Source organism: Massilia sp. UYP11 (assembly GCF_050434805.1).
Taxonomy (GTDB): domain Bacteria; phylum Pseudomonadota; class Gammaproteobacteria; order Burkholderiales; family Burkholderiaceae_D; genus Telluria.
Map to the genome: position 1 here is coordinate 137,502 of NZ_JBNDJE010000008.1, position 17,886 is coordinate 155,387.

The 17,886-nt window shown below is 65.0% G+C and carries 17 protein-coding genes and 1 pseudogene; 6 read left to right on the forward strand and 12 right to left on the reverse strand.

The window, feature by feature from the left end; genetic code table 11:
- Window positions 1-19: 19 nt before the first annotated feature.
- The 4 genes from ABIB38_RS13780 to ABIB38_RS13795 all read right to left on the reverse strand — a co-directional run bounded on the left by ABIB38_RS13780 (window position 20) and on the right by ABIB38_RS13795 (window position 1,880).
- The gene (locus ABIB38_RS13780; protein ID WP_429204651.1) at window positions 20-289 is read right to left on the reverse strand and encodes an HPr family phosphocarrier protein; all 270 of its coding nucleotides are present in this window, start codon (window positions 287-289) and stop codon (window positions 20-22) included.
- A gap of 65 nt (window positions 290-354) precedes the next feature.
- Entirely contained in the window at window positions 355-756 is a 402-nt protein-coding gene (locus ABIB38_RS13785) for a PTS sugar transporter subunit IIA (protein ID WP_429204652.1), read from the reverse strand.
- Window positions 757-760: 4 nt separating this feature from the next.
- Window positions 761-1,705 carry a glutathione synthase gene (gene gshB / locus ABIB38_RS13790; RefSeq protein ID WP_429204653.1) on the reverse strand — a complete coding sequence of 315 codons (945 nt, stop codon included), beginning with the start codon at window positions 1,703-1,705 and terminating at the stop codon, window positions 761-763.
- Between the two features lie 40 nt (window positions 1,706-1,745).
- Window positions 1,746-1,880, reverse strand: coding sequence for a hypothetical protein (locus ABIB38_RS13795; protein WP_429204655.1), 135 nt, complete (start codon window positions 1,878-1,880; stop codon window positions 1,746-1,748).
- A gap of 7 nt (window positions 1,881-1,887) precedes the next feature.
- Between ABIB38_RS13795 and ABIB38_RS13800 the strand changes: the two genes are divergently transcribed.
- Window positions 1,888-2,601: a class I SAM-dependent methyltransferase gene (locus ABIB38_RS13800; protein WP_429204656.1), complete on the forward strand. Its 714-nt coding sequence runs from the start codon at window positions 1,888-1,890 to the stop codon at window positions 2,599-2,601.
- 47 nt (window positions 2,602-2,648) lie between these two features.
- Here the strand turns inward: ABIB38_RS13800 and gshA are convergent, their stop codons facing one another.
- The 4 genes from gshA to ABIB38_RS13820 form a co-directional block, all read right to left on the reverse strand.
- The gene (gene gshA, locus ABIB38_RS13805) at window positions 2,649-3,950 is read right to left on the reverse strand and encodes a glutamate--cysteine ligase (protein ID WP_429204658.1); all 1,302 of its coding nucleotides are present in this window, start codon (window positions 3,948-3,950) and stop codon (window positions 2,649-2,651) included.
- 156 nt (window positions 3,951-4,106) lie between these two features.
- Window positions 4,107-5,507: an ammonium transporter gene (amt, locus tag ABIB38_RS13810; RefSeq protein WP_429204659.1), complete on the reverse strand. Its 1,401-nt coding sequence runs from the start codon at window positions 5,505-5,507 to the stop codon at window positions 4,107-4,109.
- A 13-nt stretch (window positions 5,508-5,520) separates the two neighbouring features.
- Window positions 5,521-5,859 (reverse strand): P-II family nitrogen regulator, encoded by a 339-nt coding sequence (glnK, locus tag ABIB38_RS13815; protein ID WP_005667790.1) that lies wholly within the window; start codon window positions 5,857-5,859, stop codon window positions 5,521-5,523.
- A gap of 19 nt (window positions 5,860-5,878) precedes the next feature.
- Entirely contained in the window at window positions 5,879-6,613 is a 735-nt protein-coding gene (locus tag ABIB38_RS13820; protein ID WP_429204660.1) for a TorF family putative porin, read from the reverse strand.
- Window positions 6,614-6,863: 250 nt separating this feature from the next.
- Here ABIB38_RS13820 and ABIB38_RS13825 point away from each other — a divergent pair.
- The 3 genes and pseudogenes from ABIB38_RS13825 to ABIB38_RS13835 form a co-directional block, all read left to right on the forward strand.
- Window positions 6,864-7,091 (forward strand): annotated as a pseudogene (locus ABIB38_RS13825) (accessory factor UbiK family protein); the annotation flags it as partial.
- A gap of 191 nt (window positions 7,092-7,282) precedes the next feature.
- Entirely contained in the window at window positions 7,283-9,808 is a 2,526-nt protein-coding gene (locus ABIB38_RS13830; protein ID WP_429204661.1) for an adenosylcobalamin-dependent ribonucleoside-diphosphate reductase, read from the forward strand.
- Window positions 9,809-9,883: 75 nt separating this feature from the next.
- Window positions 9,884-10,264, forward strand: coding sequence for a SirB2 family protein (locus tag ABIB38_RS13835; protein WP_429204663.1), 381 nt, complete (start codon window positions 9,884-9,886; stop codon window positions 10,262-10,264).
- A gap of 46 nt (window positions 10,265-10,310) precedes the next feature.
- Here ABIB38_RS13835 and ABIB38_RS13840 read toward each other — a convergent pair whose 3' ends face one another.
- Together ABIB38_RS13840 and ABIB38_RS13845 are read right to left on the reverse strand one after the other, a co-directional pair.
- Complete coding sequence (locus ABIB38_RS13840; protein WP_429204665.1) at window positions 10,311-11,309, reverse strand: tetratricopeptide repeat protein; 999 nt, start codon at window positions 11,307-11,309, stop codon at window positions 10,311-10,313.
- A 181-nt stretch (window positions 11,310-11,490) separates the two neighbouring features.
- Window positions 11,491-11,934, reverse strand: coding sequence for a DUF5329 domain-containing protein (locus ABIB38_RS13845; RefSeq protein WP_429204667.1), 444 nt, complete (start codon window positions 11,932-11,934; stop codon window positions 11,491-11,493).
- A 92-nt stretch (window positions 11,935-12,026) separates the two neighbouring features.
- Here ABIB38_RS13845 and ABIB38_RS13850 point away from each other — a divergent pair, with 92 nt between their 5' ends.
- Window positions 12,027-12,245, forward strand: a complete 219-nt coding sequence (locus ABIB38_RS13850) for a hypothetical protein (protein WP_429204668.1) — start codon at window positions 12,027-12,029, stop codon at window positions 12,243-12,245.
- Between the two features lie 49 nt (window positions 12,246-12,294).
- On the opposite strand, the gene ABIB38_RS13855 is transcribed toward ABIB38_RS13850, so the two are convergent.
- Both ABIB38_RS13855 and ABIB38_RS13860 read right to left on the reverse strand, forming a co-directional pair.
- A complete protein-coding gene (locus ABIB38_RS13855; protein WP_429204670.1) occupies window positions 12,295-15,876 on the reverse strand; it encodes a M1 family aminopeptidase in 3,582 nt (1,193 codons plus the stop codon).
- A gap of 10 nt (window positions 15,877-15,886) precedes the next feature.
- The gene (locus ABIB38_RS13860; RefSeq protein WP_429204671.1) at window positions 15,887-16,804 is read right to left on the reverse strand and encodes an ABC transporter ATP-binding protein; all 918 of its coding nucleotides are present in this window, start codon (window positions 16,802-16,804) and stop codon (window positions 15,887-15,889) included.
- Between the two features lie 338 nt (window positions 16,805-17,142).
- Here ABIB38_RS13860 and ABIB38_RS13865 point away from each other — a divergent pair, with 338 nt between their 5' ends.
- Window positions 17,143-17,880 (forward strand): hypothetical protein, encoded by a 738-nt coding sequence (locus tag ABIB38_RS13865; RefSeq protein ID WP_429204672.1) that lies wholly within the window; start codon window positions 17,143-17,145, stop codon window positions 17,878-17,880.
- The last annotated feature ends 6 nt before the right edge of the window (window positions 17,881-17,886 follow it).

A 17,886-nucleotide genomic window follows, 5' to 3' on the forward strand; every position in this document is an offset into this window, starting at 1 on the left:
GGTGCCGCTTCACGCGGCATTACTCGCCTTCGCCGAACTTGTCGTTGACCAGGGCGGACAGGGCCGCGACCGCGGCTTCCTCGTCCTTGCCGTCGGCTTCCAGGGTCACCTTGGCGCCCTGGCCGGCGGCCAGCATCATGACGCCCATGATCGACTTGGCATTGATGCGGCGTCCGTTGCGGGTGAGCCAGACGTCGCTCTGGTATTTCGCGGCCAGCTGTGTGAATTTGGCGGATGCGCGGGCATGCAGGCCCAGCTTGTTGATGATCTCGAGTTCTTGTTGAATCATATTCGCTTTATCGTTGGTCTTGTCGAATCGCGCCGCTGGCGCGCGCAGCTGGCCTGCCGCCTGCCCTACCCCACCCGGATCCGGTTATCCACCCGCACCGCGCCGTTCTGGGCGCCCGCCAGCGCCATCTCGACCACGACGTCGAGCGTGTCGCGCCGATACGTGATCGCACGCAGCAGCATCGGCAGGCTGATCCCGGCGATGACTTCCACGTGGCCGGCGTCGGCCAGCGAGTTGCAGCAATTGGACGGCGTGCCGCCCTTGACGTCGGTGATCACCAGCACGCCGTCGCCTTCGTCGAGGCGCGCGATCGCCTCCCGGGCCAGGCTGTTGACCTCGCCGATATCCTGGTCGGCGGCCACGTCGATCGCCTCGAAGCGCTCGGTCGGGCCGCGGAACACGTGCGCCACTGCCGCGATGAATGCCTGGCCCAGCGGCGCGTGGGTCAGGAGCAGGATGCCTACCATGATGTCAGTCGCTTACCTTTTGTTCGACCGCGTCGATGAACATCGCGGCCACGTCGAATCCGGTCTGATCGTGGATCTCCTGGAAACAGGTCGGGCTGGTCACGTTGACTTCGGTGAGGAAGTCGCCGATCACGTCTAATCCTACCAGCAACAGGCCACGCTCGGCCAGCACCGGGCCCACGGCTTCGGCGATCTCACGCTCGCGCGGGCTGATCGGCTGGGCCACGCCCAGGCCGCCGGCGGCCAGGTTGCCGCGCACTTCGCCGCCTTGCGGAATGCGCGCCAGCACGAAGGGCACCGGCTTGCCGCCGATGACCAGCACACGCTTGTCGCCCTTCTCGATGGCCGGGATGAACTTCTGGGCCATGATGGTGTTGCGGCCGTTGTCGGTGAGGGTCTCGATGATTGCCCCCAGGTTCAGGCCATCGCTCTTCACGCGGAAGATGCCGGCGCCGCCCATGCCGTCCAGCGGCTTGAAGATGACGTCGCCATGCTTGACATGGAAGGCGCGCAGGCGCGCCGCATCCGAGGTGACCATGGTCGGCGAAGTGTGTTCGCTAAACTTGCCGATGGCCAATTTCTCATTGTGGTCGCGGATCGCGCGCGGGCTGTTGATCACGCGCGCGCCCTGGCGCTCGGCCAGTTCCAGCAGATAGGTGCCGTATACGTATTCCATGTCGAACGGCGGATCCTTGCGCTCGATGATGGCGTCGAATTCTCCGAGGTTCACATCCTCGGCCGGGTCAAGGCGGTACCACGCGTCCTGGTCTCCGGTGAGATGGATCCGCGCCACGCGCGCACTGACCACGCCTTCTTCGAGCAGCATGTCGCGCTGCTCGAAGTGGTAGACGGCATGGCCGCGCCGCGCTGCCTCGCGCATCATGGCGAAGGTCGAATCCTTGTAAATCTTGAATCCGGACAGAGGGTCGGCAAGAAAGGCGATTTTCATGGGGCTTCCATTCGGGGTAATGCCCTGATTTTAGCCCGAATTACGGAAACTCGCGGCCGATGCCCCAGGCCGGCCCCATCCATTCATATTTGACGGGCGTTGCGGCAATCTGCCCGGTTTTGACGCCACGCGACTGAGGCACATCAAACTTCTCGCTACGATCACGGGTGAGCATGAATAGTATGGATACCCAACCAAGCCAACAGGCCGAGCAGGAGCGTATCGAAGATGTCTACCGCAACTGGCATGGGGGCGCCCCGCTGGCGCGCTATGCCTGGCACCGGCCCGAGATCCTGCAGCAGGTGGCGGCGCGTTCGCGCGGCTTTGCAGACTTGCTCTCCAGCACGGTCGGCGCAGATTTGTCTGATGTGCAAGTGCTGGATGTCGGCTGCGGCACCGGCAGTTTCCTGCGCCAGATGATCGACTGGGGCGCCACGCCGGCCAGGCTCACCGGCACCGAGCTGCAAAAAGACCGGCTCGACCATGCGCGGCGGCGCACTGCCCACGGCGTGCGCTGGCACCTGGGCACGCTCGACGCGCTGCCGCAGGCCAGCTACGACCTCATCACGGCGCAGACGGTGTTTTCCTCGGTACTCGATCCCGTCCTGCGGCGCGAGCTGGCGGCCCAGATGTGGCGCATGCTGCGCCCGGGCGGCTGGTGCCTCGTGTTCGATTTCCGCTATGACAACCCAAGCAACCGCAACGTGCGCAAGGTCACCCGCGCCGAGCTCCAAGACTGGTGGCCGGGCAGCGAGCAGCGCTACCGCAGCATGGTGCTGGCGCCGCCGCTCCACCGTGTGCTGGCCGCCGCGCCGTATGTCGTGTCCGAACTGCTGACGGCGCTGGTGCCGGTGCTGCGCTCGCACTTCATGTATGCCGTCAGAAAGTCCGACTGACGCTACTGCCCGCATCGATGGCGGCACCCGGCCGCCACCGAGGGCAATTAATAGACTTCCGGATTCGGATCCGTGCGTTCCATTTCCAGCGACGCCGCCAGCATGCCCAGCCGCGCCACCACGCCATACACATAGAAACGGTTCGGCGCCGCCGTGCCCGGCTTGGCCTTCAGGTCCGGCACCGCATGCTGCTGGGCGAAGGCCAGCGGCACGTATTGCGAACCCGGCGAATTCAGGTTCTGGTCAATGCCGCGCTCGGCATGCACGCGATAGAAACCGCCCACCACGTAGCGGTCGATCATGTACACCACCGGCTCGGCCACGGCGTCGTCGATCGACTCGAAGGTCGGCACGCCTTCCTGGATGATCAGGTCGGTCACTGCCACGCCATCCTTGATCACCGACATGCGCGCGCGCTGGGCCGGCGTCAGGTCGCGCACCTCGCTGGCATCCTTGATCGTCATCACGCCCATGCCATAGGTGCCGGCATCGGGCTTCAGGATCACGAAGGGCTTGCGCTCCTTCATGCCATATTCCTTGTATTTCTTCTTGATCTTCGAGAACAGCGCCGCGACGTTGTCGGCCAGCTCCTCGGTGCCGACGTTCTCGCGCAGGTCGACTTCACCGCACTTGCTGTGCAGCGGATTGACCAGCCAGGGATCGATGTCGATCAGCTTGCCGAACTTCTTGGCGACCTCGTCGAACGCCTTCAGGTGGTTGCTCTTGCGGCGCAGCGCCCAGCCGGCGTGCAGCGGCGGCAGCAGCGACTGCTCGTGCACATTCTCGAGGATGGCCGGAATGCCGCCCGACAGATCGTTGTTGAGCAGGATGGTGCAAGGATCGAAGTCGGCCAGGCCGACGCGGCGCCCGTTGGGCGAGCGCACCAGCGGCTCGATCACCAGCATATTGCCGTCAGGCAGGGCCAACGGCGTCGGTTCGGTGACGTCCGGCGAGAACGACCCCAGGCGCACGTGCAGGCCGGTCTGGCGGAAGATCTGCATCAGGCGCGCCACGTTCTGCAGGTACATTGGATTGCGCGTACGCGTCTCGGGCACCAGGATCAGGTTGCGCGCGTCCGGGCAATACTTGTCGATCGCGGCCATGGCGGCTTGCACCGCCAGCGGCAGCATCTCGGTCGGCAGGTTGTTGAAGCCGCCCGGGAACAGGTTGGTATCGACCGGCGCCAGCTTGTAACCGGCGTTGCGCAGGTCGACCGAGCAATAGAACGGCGGCGTGTGCTCCTGCCACTCGAGCCGGAACCAGCGCTCGATGGCGGGGGTGGCTTCGAGGATTTTCTTTTCCAGATCGAGCAGAGGACCGGTCTGGGCGGTGGCGAGGTGCGGAACCATGTATGCGGATTTCCCTGTTATGCGCGACTTCTTGCGCCGTTTGTTATTTGTTAAGCTGGATATGACATATGGGGTGCGCCTGTTCTTTTTAAAGAGGTGTTATCAAGAACACAAAAAGGCGCCCGAAGGCGCCTTTCTGACCGATATCCGGGGATATCAGTAACGGTACGCCGATTCGCCGTGGCTGGTGATATCCAGGCCTTCGCGTTCTTCGTCTTCAGGCACACGCAGACCGATCACGATGTCGACCAGCTTGAAAGCGATGAAGGCGACGATGGCCGACCAGGCGACGGTCACGACCACGCCGTGCGCCTGCACCAGCACCTGGCTGCCGATCGAATAGCTGGTGTTCATGGCATTGGTGGTGTAATCCCACACGCCCTGGCCGCCCAGCGACGGCGCCGCGAACACGCCGGTCAGCAGCGCACCCAGGATGCCGCCCACACCGTGCACGCCGAACACGTCGAGCGAATCGTCGGCGCCCAGCATGCGCTTCAGGCCGGTCACGCCCCACAGGCAGATGATACCAGCCAGCAGGCCCATGACCAAGGCGCCCATCGGCCCCACGAAACCGGCGCCCGGGGTGATCGCCACCAGGCCCGAGATGGCGCCCGAGGCGGCGCCCAGCATCGATGGCTTGCGCTTGAAGATCCATTCGCCGGCCGCCCACGCGACGGTGGCGGCGGCGGTCGCCAGCAGGGTGTTGATGAAGGCCAGCGCCGCGACGTCGCCCGCTTCGAGCGCCGAACCGGCGTTGAAGCCGAACCAGCCGACCCACAGCAGCGAGGCGCCGACCATGGTCATGGGCAGCGAGTGCGGAGCCATCGATTCCTTGCCGTAGCCGATGCGCTTGCCGATCACGTAGGCGCCGACCAGGCCGGCAACGGCGGAATTGATGTGCACCACGGTGCCGCCCGCGAAGTCGAGCGCGCCCTGTTGCCACAGGTAGCCGGCGCCGGCGGTGACGGTGGCCAGCGAGGCGGCATCGGTGATCGCGTCCGGACCGGCCCAGAACCAGACCATGTGCGCCATCGGCAGGTAAGCGAAGGTGAACCAGATCACTACGAAAGCCAGCACCGCCGCGAAGCGCGCGCGCTCGGCGAAGGAACCGACGATCAGCGCGCAGGTGATGGCGGCAAAGGTGCCCTGGAAGGCGACGAAGATGAACTCCGGGATCATCACTTCCTTGGTGAAGGTGGCGCCCATCGAGAACGTGCCGGCAACCGGATCCCAGATGCCTTGCAGGAAGGCGCGGTCGAAGCCGCCGATGAACGCGTTACCAGAGGTAAAGGCAAGCGAGTAGCCGTACAGGCACCACAGCACGATGATCAGCGAAAACACCACCATGACCTGCATCAGGACCGACAACATGTTCTTGGCGCGCACCATGCCGCCGTAGAACAGCGCCAGGCCCGGGATCACCATCATGACCACCAGCAGCGTGGCGACGAACATCCAGGCGGTATCCCCCTTGTTGATCGAAGGCGCCGCCATGGCCGGGAGCGCCAGGCCCAGGCCCAGCATGGCGGTCAGGATTTTTGTAGTTATCTGCTTCATGAAAACTTCCTTCTTACAATGCGTCGTTGCCGGTCTCGCCGGTGCGGATACGGATGACCTGGTTCAGGTCGGCCACGAAGATCTTGCCGTCACCGATCTTGCCAGTGCGGGCGGCGCCCTGGATCGCGTCGATCACCTGGTCGACGACAGCATCGTCGACGGCGGCTTCGATCTTGATCTTGGGCAGGAAGTCGACGACGTACTCGGCGCCACGGTACAACTCGGTGTGACCCTTCTGGCGACCGAAACCCTTCACTTCGGTCACGGTCATGCCTTGCACGTTGATTTCCGACAGCGCTTCACGCACCTCGTCGAGCTTGAAGGGCTTGATGATGGCGGTAATCATTTTCATGGTATTGCCTCTTTTGCTATCAAAAAGTTTTTGACACGGACAGCACGGCGGCTGACTTGCCCAGATTCTTGCCTTCCGGACTCAGATAAGCGTCGGTATTCGCCTTGTGCCAGGCCAGGGCCACGGTGGCGACCCCGAAGTCCTTCGTCACGCCGATCTTGTAATCGGTGTACGACGCCGGGCTATTGTTTTTCACGCGCTGGCGGCCAACGTGCAGGTTCAGCAGGAAGCCGTTGCCGACGTCGATGTCGGCGCCCACGTCCAGGTACCCGCTGCGCTTGCTGTCGGTGGTGCCGAACAGATTGGTCGTCGAGTGCGAATACTTGATATACGCCGGCCCGAAGCCGAGCTTGCCGTAGATTTCAAACGTATTTGCGTTCGGATCCAGGCTGTTATCCGGATACCAGTAATACAGGCCGCCGACGTCGTAGCTGACCTCGTTGGTCAACTGGCCACGCTTGCCGGCATACACATCCCATTCAATATTGCCGTCGCCACCCAGATCCTTCGTCCACTTGATAGTGGAGAGCCAGGTGCCTACGTAAAAGCCGGATGGGCCGTGTACGTAGTCGACGCCGCCGGACAGGGCGGGGTCGGAATCGGTTTGCGACAGGCCGCGGTAACGGTAGTCGCTGGTGAGGCCCACGTTGTAGCTCACCTGATGTTCGGCGGGTTGTTCCTGTGCCATGGCCGGGATGCTGGTGAAAGCCAGAATCGCCAGGCTGATTGCGTTGATTTTTGCATTGCACTTCATGACAAACCCCCTTGGACAGTTACTGCGTTTAGAATCCTTGTTCGTGCTTTATCTCCCCCTTCATTTAGCAGGATGTGTGCCAGCGCATAAAGCGGTGAAAATGGCCTTGTTTTTTTGGTAAACGCACCACAGATACGACTTGCTTTAACACAACCGAGCGCGAACGGCGTCCGCCGTGTTGCGTGACGCACCAAAACAGGCTGACTTGCACCACCTTGGTGCATGCAGCCCGGCAGAAAGGGATACGGACATGAACAACAGCAACTTCTTCAGCGACTTGCAGGGCAAGATCAACCAGGCACTCGAAAGTGGGCCGGCCAAGGACATCGAGCGCAACGTCAAGGCGGCGATGACCTCGGGCTTCGCCAAGCTCGACCTGGTCACGCGAGAGGAATTCGACATCCAGGCCCAGGTGCTGGCCAAGACCCGCACCAAGCTGGAGGCGCTCGAGCTGCGCGTGATCGAGCTGGAAGCCCGCCTGGCGTCCGGCGCCTCGGCATCGACCGCGTCGGCCACCCCGCGGCCTGGCGCGGCGCCGTCGGCCACCGCACCGTTCCCGGCCCAGCCCGAAGATCCGACCATCGTGCTGCCGCCGCACCTGGACAAATCGGGCGATACGCCGATCAACAAACCCTAATGGCGGGTGCATTCATGGACAGGGCAACCGACATGAATGCACCAGAATCGCCAGCCGGCACCCTGCCCGCGCAGGAAGTGTCGCTGGACGTGCTGCGCGAAAAATACGCGCGCGGCGACGAGCGCACGATCGGGGACGTGCAGCGGCGCATCGCGCGCGCCCTGGCCGCCCTCGAGCCGGCAGCGCAGCGCGCCGACTGCGAGCGCCGTTACCTGCAAGCCCAGCAACAGGGCTTCGTTCCCGCCGGCCGCATCGCGTCCAACGCCGGCCTTGGCCTGTCGGCCACGCTCATCAACTGTTTCGTCCAGCCGGTCGGCGACTCGATCTCCGGCACCAGCGACGGCCTGCCCGGCATCTACACCGCGCTCAGCGAAGCCGCCGAGACGATGCGCCGCGGCGGCGGGGTCGGCTACGATTTTTCCGCGATCCGCCCGCTCGGCAGCAAGGTCGCCGGCACCGCCTCGCGCGCCTCCGGCCCGGTGTCGTACATGGAAGTGTTCGACGCCTCCTGCCGCACGGTCGAGTCAAGCGGCGCGCGGCGCGGCGCCCAGATGGGCGTGCTGCGGGTCGACCATCCCGACATCGAGCGCTTCATCGCGGCCAAGGACACCGGGCGCCTGACCAATTTCAATCTCTCGGTCGGCGTGACCGAGGCCTTCATGCGCGCGGTCGAGGCGGACGCGGCGTTCGCGCTGGTGCATGCGGCCGAGCCGGGCGACGAGATTCTCGCCGCCGGCGGCCACCGTCGCGAAGACGGCGCATGGATCTACCGCAGCCTGCGCGCGCGCGACCTGTGGGAGCGCATCATGGTGTCGACCTACGACCACGCCGAGCCGGGCGTGCTGTTCGTCGACCGCATGAACGCCGAGAACAACCTCTGGTACGCCGAAGAGCTGCGCGCCACCAATCCCTGCGGCGAGCAACCGCTGCCGCCGTATGGCTGCTGCGACCTCGGCTCGCTCAACCTCACCGCCTTCGTCGACGCGCCGTTCACCGTCGATGCGCGGCTGGACTTCGAGCGCCTGCGCGCGGTGGCCACCGTCGCGGTGCGCATGCTCGACCTGGTGCTGGACGCCACCGAATGGCCGCTGCCGCAGCAGGCCGAAGAGGCGCGCGCCAAGCGCCGCATCGGCCTGGGCTTTTTGGGCCTGGGCAGCGCGCTGGCGATGCTGGGCCTGCGCTACGATTCCGACGCAGGCCGGGCCATGGCGGCGCGCATCGCCACCGAGCTGCGCGACGCGGCCTACGCGGCCTCGATCGAACTGGCGCGCGAAAAGGGCGCCTTTCCGCTGTTCGACGCCGCCAAGTACCTGCGCGGGCAGTTCGCCCTCCGCCTGCCCGCGGCGCTGCGCGACGGCATTCGCGAGCACGGCATCCGCAACTCGCACCTGCTGTCGATCGCGCCGACCGGCACCATCTCGCTGGCCGTCGCCGACAATGCCTCGAACGGCATCGAGCCGCCCTATTCCTGGACCTACCGGCGCAGGAAGCGCACGGAGGACGGCGGCACGCGCAGCTACGAGGTGTGCGACCACGCCTGGCGCCTCTACCGCCAGTTGCATGGCGACGCTCCCTTGCCTCCAAGCTTCGTCACCGCGCTCGAGATGCGCGCGCTGGACCACCTGCGCATGGTGGAGGCGGTCCAGCCCTTCATCGACACCGCGATCTCCAAGACTGTCAACGTGCCCGAGGATTACCCCTATGACGACTTCCGCGACCTGTACCTGCAAGCCTGGCGCGCCGGCCTGAAAGGGCTGGCGACCTATCGCCCGAACCCGATACTGGGAAGCGTTCTGTCGGTCGCGCCAGCGACGGACGACGCATCGGTCGCGCCAGCGGCAGACGACGCGTCAGTCGCGCCAGCGACGGACGACGCCTCGGCCACGCCGGCGGCGGACGACGACCCGCTGCGCAGGCGCTTCGAGCACCGCCCGCTGGGCGAGCTGGAGTCGGTGACCTCGAAGATCGAATACTCGACCCACGAAGGCCGCAAGACGGTCTACCTGACGGTGAGTTTCCTGCGCGCCGAAGGAGCATGGGATGGCCGCCGGGTCACGATCGAGCGGCCCTTCGAGTTCTTCATGCCGGCCAACCAGCGCACCGGCGGGCACCAGTGGATCACGGCCTCGATGCGGCTCCTGTCGATGGTGGCACGCGCCGGCGGCCCGATCGCGCGCGCCCTGGCCGACATGCGCGAGGTGGTATGGGAAAAGGGGCCGGTGCGCTGCGGCCACATCGTGCGCGACGACGGCGTGCAGGTGCCGGTGTACCACGATTCCGAAGTCGCGGCGATCTCCTTCATGCTGCAGCGGATCCTGATCCGGCGCGGCTTCCTCGACGAGCAGGGCAACCAGGTGCCGGTGGACGCGCTCGCGCGCGGCCTCGAACGGCGCATGCAAGGCGCGGCGCCGGGGCCGCGCTTGCAGGCGGAGGCGCCGGCCGAACCGCTGCCCGTCCTGAACGGCGCGAAATGCCCGGAATGCGGCGCGCTGGCGCTGCGCAAGGTCGATGGCTGCTCGCGCTGCGCGTCGTGCCACTACGTCGGCGAGTGCGGCTGACCGGTGCTTTGAAAAGAGGCGTCCGCGGGGCCGGTTCGGGCATACTGGCGCGGCCGCAACCAACCCGATGCAACGATGAGTTATGACGCCCTCAAGCACCTCCACATGACCTTCGCCGTGTTGAGCGGCGCCCTGTTCCTCGTCCGCGGTCTGTGGATGCTGGCCGAATCGACACGCCTGGAGCAGCGCTGGGTGAAGATCGCGCCGCATGCGATCGACACCCTGCTGCTGGCCAGCGCCATCGGCCTGGCGGTATGGAGCAGCCAGTATCCGGGCCAATCGCCTTGGCTGACCGCCAAGCTGCTGGCCCTGGTCGCCTATATCGGCCTGGGCACGGTGGCGCTCAGGCGCGGCCGCACGCGCCAGGCGCGCGCCCTGGCCTTCGTCGCCGCGCTGGCCTGCTACACCTACATCCTGGCGGTGGCGGTCACCAGGAATCCGCTGCTCGCCGCGTGAGTTGCCTCGTGAGTCGCCTCGTGAGTCGCCATTCTCCGGTCAAGCGTCAGCGGCGCTTCAGCTGCGCCAGGTGCGCCGTCACCTGCTTCATCTCGCGCCGCGCGAGCGGCGGGACGCCCGCCAGCGCCGCCTGGTAGGCCGCGATCGCGCGCGGCCGGTCGCGGCGCGCTTCGTAGACTTCGCCCAGCGTCTTGTAGACATAGGGCTTGGGGGCGATCGCCGCCGCCCGCTCCAACTGCAGCGCGGCTTCGGCCAGCCGTCCCTGGGCTCGCGCAACCTGCGCCAGTCCGTAGGGTCCCTGCTCGCTGGACGGCAGCCGGCGGCTCAGTTCCTGGAACAGCCTGCGGCTCTGCGCATAGCGGCCGGCGCCGAGGTGGGCGCTCGCCAGGGTCAGCAGCAATTCGCGCTGGCTGCTCTGCACCAGTTCATACTGCGTCAGGTCGGCTGCCAGAATGTGCTGCTCGGCGTCGTCCAGCTTTCCTTCTTCGACAGCGGACATGGCGCGCATCAGGCGGGTCAGGTCGGGATCGAGGCGCCACGCTTCGGCAGCCAGTTCGCGCGCGCGCCCCTCGCTGCCCCCCAGGAAGAATGGCGCGTCGAGATAAAAGCGCATCAGCGTCACGCGGGCGCGGTAATTCATCGGATCGAAGCGGATCGCGCGCTCCAGGGTGTCGCGCGTGGCATGCGCATTGCGCACGAACGCAACCAGGCCGCCGGCGCGCGACTGCGCCAGCATGACGTTCCCCAGCGCTTCGGCGCAGACGCTGCTGTCCGGATTGGCCCGGACGCAGCGATCGGCTTCGGTGCGCGCCTGCGGCAAGTCGTCCGGCTCGCCCCGGGCGATGCGCAGGTCGACCGACGCGGCCAGCGCCGTCGCATCGGTGGCATTGCGCGCCAGCCTGGCCTCGATCGCGCTGTTCGCCTCTCCATAGCGCTTCTGGTGCATCAACCGCGCAATCGGGTCGGTTTGGGCGGCATCTGCGGCGCCATTCCATACGCCCAACAGCAACACCAGCACCCACCATGCCAAGCTCCTAGCCAGCATTGCACTCCTCTCGTCCCAACCCGGCCCTGTTTGTCGCGGCCAGTCCCGCTTCTGCGGTCAGATAATGTTGTTATTTAATATAGAACAAATCCTCACATGAAAGTTATGAACGAGTCAATGCAGCCGGGATACCCATGATCACAACGGTTACGGTCGGCCCCACATCGCAGGATGCGCAAGCTCAGCGGGATGGGCGTGCAGCGCGATACTTCGCCAGCTCGGCCCTGAGCCAGGCGGCGCTGGCGACGGGCGCATTGCCGCCGCAGCGGACCTGGTAGGGCTTACCGCTGAGGCTGCTTTCGCTGGCGGCGCGCGCGATGAAATCCTCGCTCGATGCGACCAGGTCGCGCTTGAGCAGGTAATCGTATTTACGCTGGAGATGGCTGGCCGCCTTTGCGGCTTCGTGCCAGCTGCCGTTGCGCTGGAAGCTGCAGCCGGAGGCGGTGAGGTAGCCGATCAGGTGGGCGATTTCCTGGCGTGCGGCGGGGGGCGGTTCGGCATGCGCGAACAGCGGCGAGATGATCAACAGGATTGCGGTGAGCCGTTTCATCGTGTGAGCAGGAGTGGCGATGGAGAGGAAGGTGCAGATGAAGGTGGAGATGAATGAGCGCCAGTATGCCGCCATCTCCGCATTCATGCGAGGTCGCGCCAATCGAACGGCGCATGCGGCGCGGATAGCGTGGCGGTAAGGCCATCGTTTCGGTCGTCGTGCACTGGATGTACCGCTTCGGGCCGAAGTCGTCGATCCCGCACGGGACCTTACAAATCGACGGCAATACCATCCAGTTCATCATCCCTTACGCGACCGGGCCGTTCCGCAATACCTGGCGCTACGATCCGGCCGCCGCGTCCTGGCAATGCGTGCTCGAATCCAGCCTGCCGGATGGAACGTGGAAGCACTTCGAGCACTATGACGTCACGCATGACCGAGGGTAAGTGAGGGCGAGTGAGCGCCAGGCCGCTGCAGCGGCCTGGGCGCCCTGCGTCATTCGACGCTGACCTCCTTGCGATTATCGCGCGACACGCGGTCGATCATCTTGTTGTAGGGATCGACGCCCACCTCGAACGGCTGCTCCTTCACCGTAACCGTCACCACCGGGTCGTCGCCGGAGAGCACGCGCTTTTCCAGGAGCAGCACTTTTTCGTCGGCTTCCTTGCCGCCCCTGGGACGGGCGAACACGCCGATCTCCACCGGCTCGTCGTAGGCGCGCGCGGTTTCCTTGCCCTTGCCGTCGGCTTCCCTCTTGGCCAGGTGCAGCGTCATCGTCACGTCCCACTGGCCGTCCGGGCGCTTCTTCGCCGAAGCCTGCGTCACGCGGTTATCGTAGAACACGATTTTCTCGAACATGTCCGAGATCAGGGCGTGCTTGTCGGCCGGCGCCTCCGCGCGGATGTAGTCGAGCAGCTCCTTCGAGGTGGTGAACGGCGACTCCTGGTAGCCCTTGTCTTCCAGGAAGCGCTTGAGCGCGCGGTTGAGCGCCTGTTCGCCGATCTCGTCGCGCAGGCGATAGAAGATCAGGCTGCCCTTGCGGTAGTGGATGTAGTCCTGGTTTTCCACGCGCATGAGCGGCAGCTCATCGATCGCCTCGCCGCCGCGCGAACGCAGGTAGCGATCGAGCTCGTAGCGCAGGAAGCGGCGCATCTGGTGGCGTCCGTACTCCTTCTCCATCACCATCAGCGCCGAGTACTGCGACAGCGATTCGATCAGCATGCTCGAGCCCTGCACGTTGGCGGCCGTGACCTGGTGGCCCCACCACTGGTGCGCCATCTCGTGGGCCGTCACGTAGAACACGTAGTCGATGTCTTCCTTGTCGCGCAGGTCGGCGATGAAGCCGATCGACTCCGAGAACGGGATCGTGTTGGCGAACGACTGGGCGAAGGACTGGTAGTTGGGGAACTCCAGGATGCGCACCTGCTTGTGCTGGTATGGCGTGAACTCGGTGGTGAAGTAGTCCAGCGACTTGCGGGTGGCCTCGATCATCCGGTCCACGTTATACCCGTGCTTGGCGTCGTGGTAGATCTCGATCGGGATCCCGTTCCAGTCGCCCTTCGTCACTTGCCAGCGCGCCGACAGGTAGGCGAAGAACGGCATCATCTTCTGGTCCATCTTGTAGTGGTAGTAGTTGCGGCCGTTCTCCTTCCACGACCGTTGCAGGTAGCCCGGCGCCAGCGCGATCTGGTCGCCGCTGGTCGACACCGTGGTCTCGAAGTCGATCCAGTCCGCGCCGCCGCCGAACATGGAGTTGGCGCGCGCCGCCTCGTCCTCGAGCCTGGCCATGCGCTCCGGCTCGCCCAGCCCACGCTTGCGGCGCTCGTTGCGGTCCCTCAGCTCGAAGTCGGCCTGGTAGCCGATCATCGGGAACAACTCATGGTTGTTGAAGAACGTGCCGTTCAGGTTGAAGGTGTCGGCCTTGCCAGAATTCGAGAAGCCCTGGCGGTGCGCGTCGACCGTGAAGTCGAGCGGCAGGCGCGCGCCCGGCGCCAGGGGTGCGGCCAGTTTCAGGATCCTGAAGCCCGATTCCGTGTCGTCCAGCACCACCTGGTGCGGCGGCAGCTTGCCCAGGGTGGTGACGACGTCGGGATTGAACTGCAGGCGCAGGGTATCGAGCGGCTGGCCGGTCTTGTTCTCCAGGACGTAGTTGCCCTTGACGGTCACGCGGCGCTGCTCCGGATAGATGTCGACCGCGGCGCGCACGTCGATGACCTTCGGATGCGGCAGGTCCTTGTACTGGCGGTAGTTCTTCTCGTACCTGGCCTGCTTGTCCATGCTCACGTTCTTGGCTTCGTAGCCGCCCAGGGTCACGGTGTGATGGAAGATCCAGCCCCCGACGAGGGCGAAGGCGATCGTGCACAGCGCCAGCCCCACGCCCGCGCCGCCTCTCAGGCGGCGGCCCGCTTCGCGCACCCGCGCACGCCACGCGACCGACAGGCCGCGCACCCAGAAGGCTTGGGCCACGATCAGCGCCGCCAGGCAGAACAGGGTCCAGTACAGCGCGAACCAGGCCCAGCCCGTGACGAAATGGCCGAAGCCGTTCATGTCCGAATACGGCGTCTCGGGCAGCAGCGCGATGTTGTACAGGTTGTGATCGAAGTGCATCACCGACAGGACGATCTGCGCGATCAACAGGACGATCACCAGCAGGTAGCCGATGAACTTATTGTTGGTGACGACCTGCAGCACGATGGCGATCAGCGCCATCAGGACGAACGGCAGGCCGGCCATGAACACGCCCTGGACGTACACCCCGAATTCGACCGGCGCCCCGCCGCGCAGCAGCTGGATCGCGATCGCGGTCAGGATGCCGGCGAACAGGAAGACGAGCACCACGCCCACCAGCGCCAGGCTCTTGGCGACCAGCGGCGCCCAGTTCGGCATCGGCATGGCGTCGCTCACGTCGGCGATCCTGGCCTGGCGTTCCTTGAAGATCAATTCGCCCGCATAGAAGGTGACGATGATAATCAGGAGGAAGTTGAACGACCCTTTCAGCAGCTCGATCATCAGGTGGGTGCGCGGATAGACGTCGGTGCCGAACATCTCGTCCAGCACGCTCGCACTGCCGACCATGTTCAGCACGCCGAACAGCAGCAGGACGAGGAACGGCACGCTTCTGAACACCGCGACGGCGTCGAAGGCGAAGATGTGCCAGCACTGGATCCAGCGCGTGGCGCTCGTGAACTGCGGCGCGACGCGCGGCAACGCCACTTGCACCGGCGCGAAGGTAGGCAGTGCCTGCGCCTTGGCCTTGCCGAACAGGCGCTTGCCGGTGCCGGCGCGCTGCGGCTTGAACAGGGCCAGGGTCAGGCCGACCAGCACCAGCGCGACCGCGCTCCACAGCAGGCGGTTGGCCAGCATGTAACCCCGGACGTCGGGCAGGCCGGCATTCGATTCGGCGGTCGAGAAATAGCGCGTGGCGCGGCCAAGGGCGCGCAGGCCGAAGGGGTCGGCCAGAACGGCGATCCACTCGTTGTCGATGTTCGCGGTGAAGCTGCCGGCCACGATCCAGAGCACGAAGAACCCCATCACGCCGACGTACACCATCATGATCGAGCGCGTGGTGGCGGCCAGCAGCATCAGCAAGGCGCCGATGAAGAACAGGTTGGGCACGACCAGCACGCCCAGCGCCCACAGGTAGGCCGCGCCGGGGAAAGGACCGACGCGCTGGACGTCGACCCAGGGCATCAGGGGGCCGAGCATCATGCCGAGCACGATCATGGCGAAGATGAGCAGGCAGGCCACCAGGCCGGCGGCAAAGCGGCCGATCAGGTAGTCGTGCTTTTTCATCGGCGTGGCGAACAGCATGTCGGAAATGCCGACTTCGGCGTCGCGCAGCACGCCGCCGGCGATGAAGATGGTGACGACGAACATCGACATCAGGCTGAAGATGCCGAGCAGCTGCGCGACCACGGTCGGCGCGTTGCGGTTGACGTTGCCGATGCTGCCGCCGACCTGGATCGCATCGCTGGTGGTGGCGCCGAAGGCCAGCGCGCCGAAGATCAGCGCGCACACCCACAGCAAGGGCTGGCGCAGCTGGAAGTCCAGCTCGAACTTGAAGAATTCTCTCAGCATGCCGCGCTCCTCACGCCGTCACCGGCGCAACCTGGGCGGACGCCGCCTGGCCGGCCGCGCGGCTGGCGTTGCGGATCTGCAGGAAGTAGACGTCTTCCAGGTCCGGCTCGACGCTGACGAAACCGTCGTCCGGCTGCGACTCGGCATACACGTTGATCTGCGGCCGGCCCGCCACCAGGCGGGTGGACAGCACGTTGAAGCGCTCCTGGTATTCGGGCAGGGCTTCCTGGGTGACGGTGCGGCGCCACACGCGGCTTTTCAGGGTATCGATCGCGGCCTGCGGCTCGCCCTGCAGCAACACCGTGCCCCTGGCGATCATGGCCATGCGCGGGCACAGGTCGGTCACGTCCTCGACGATGTGGGTCGACAGGATGACCACCACCTGCTCGCCGATCTTGGCCAGCAGGTTCAGGAAGCGATTGCGCTCGTCGGGATCGAGGCCCGCGGTCGGTTCGTCGACGATGACCAGGCGCGGCGCGCCGAGCAGCGCCTGGGCGATGCCGAAGCGCTGGCGCATGCCGCCCGAATACGTGCCCAGGCCGCGCTTCCTCGCTTCCCACAGATTGGTCTGGTGCAGCAGGGCGTCGACGATCTCGCGGCGCTCGCCCTTGCCGGTCAGGCCTTTCAGGACGGCGAAGTGGTTCAGCAGCTTTTCCGCGCTGACCTTCGGATAGACCCCGAAGTCCTGCGGCAGGTAGCCGAGCTGACGGCGCAGGCTCTCCTTATCCTTCAGCACGTCGAGGCCGTGGAAGTGGATGCTGCCGCTGTCGGGATCCTGCAAGGTGGCGATGGTGCGCATCAGCGAGGACTTGCCGGCGCCGTTTGGACCGAGCAGGCCGAACATGCCGTTCGGGATTTCGAGGCTGACATTGTTGATGGCCTTTACGCCATTGGCATACGTCTTGTTGAGCTGCTTGATCGATAACATCGGCGGTCACTCCTGGGATGGTGATGATGGTGGTTCTTTCCTTGCAGACAATGTAGCGTTAATGGAATGCAATGTCTGTTTTTTGTGACAGATGGTCGATATCGGGGAATGGACGACGTTATCGGATGCTCGTGCAGACGTCATGCATATTAGACACGCAGGCCTGCGCATGCCTCGCGCATTGGACGTGGGCCGCTTGCGCTGACGCAGCTTCACGATTGGTCGATTGCAAATCAGGCATCGGCACCAATGCTAGAGTTTCAACGCGCGAAATTGCGCTGTCGGCGGCCGTGGATGTCCGCCATACGAAGCCGATCGCCAAGCCATGAGGGAACGATATGATCCGTATCAGTGGGACAGGAGTGAGCGGCAGCGACGACTTCACCGTAACAGGCTTCGTGACGCTGGTTGCCGACCCGGGGACCGGAATCCGCAAAGTCACGCTCCTCGACCGCTTCAACTTCACCGTGCTCTCGGCGATCTTCGAATGCCCCGATGAGGCAGAGATCCGCATCGAGCGGATCGAGCGCGAACGCCTGCCGTTCCGGCTCAGGGCCATGGATTGCCAGACAGGCGCAGAGTTCGAACTCCCCGAGCCAGTCTGGGGGATCGCGGCCGTGCCTGGACAGGAATCCTTCCCCCTTCCTGGCAGCGCCTTGCTTTGCCTGGACAACTCCGCCTGCGTCGAGGCCGAGTCGGAGGCGCAGCGCTCACGAAATCGCATTTCGGAGCTGTGCAGTAACGCGCGGGCGCTAAGAGATGAAGTCAATAATTTGCGTATGTGGGCAGCAATATTTCTGGTTTTATCAGTAGCCGCTGCCATTCTTGCGGTAGCGTCGGCGTTCATCCCTTTCATCGGGGGAGCGCTCGCCTTCGGATTTGCTGTTGCGGCAATTGTTTTTTTGGGCCTATCGGTAAGCTATTTTCGCCGGGCCGATGAAGCGGAGGGCAGATTACGTGCAGTCGAGAATGCGATCGCAGGCGCAAGAAGGGTGTTCGACGCCGCAGTCGACGACGTCCTGCGGACATGCTCAAGAGACTGCCGGACGGTGGATTTGAACGTGCCCGATTGCTGAGTGCGG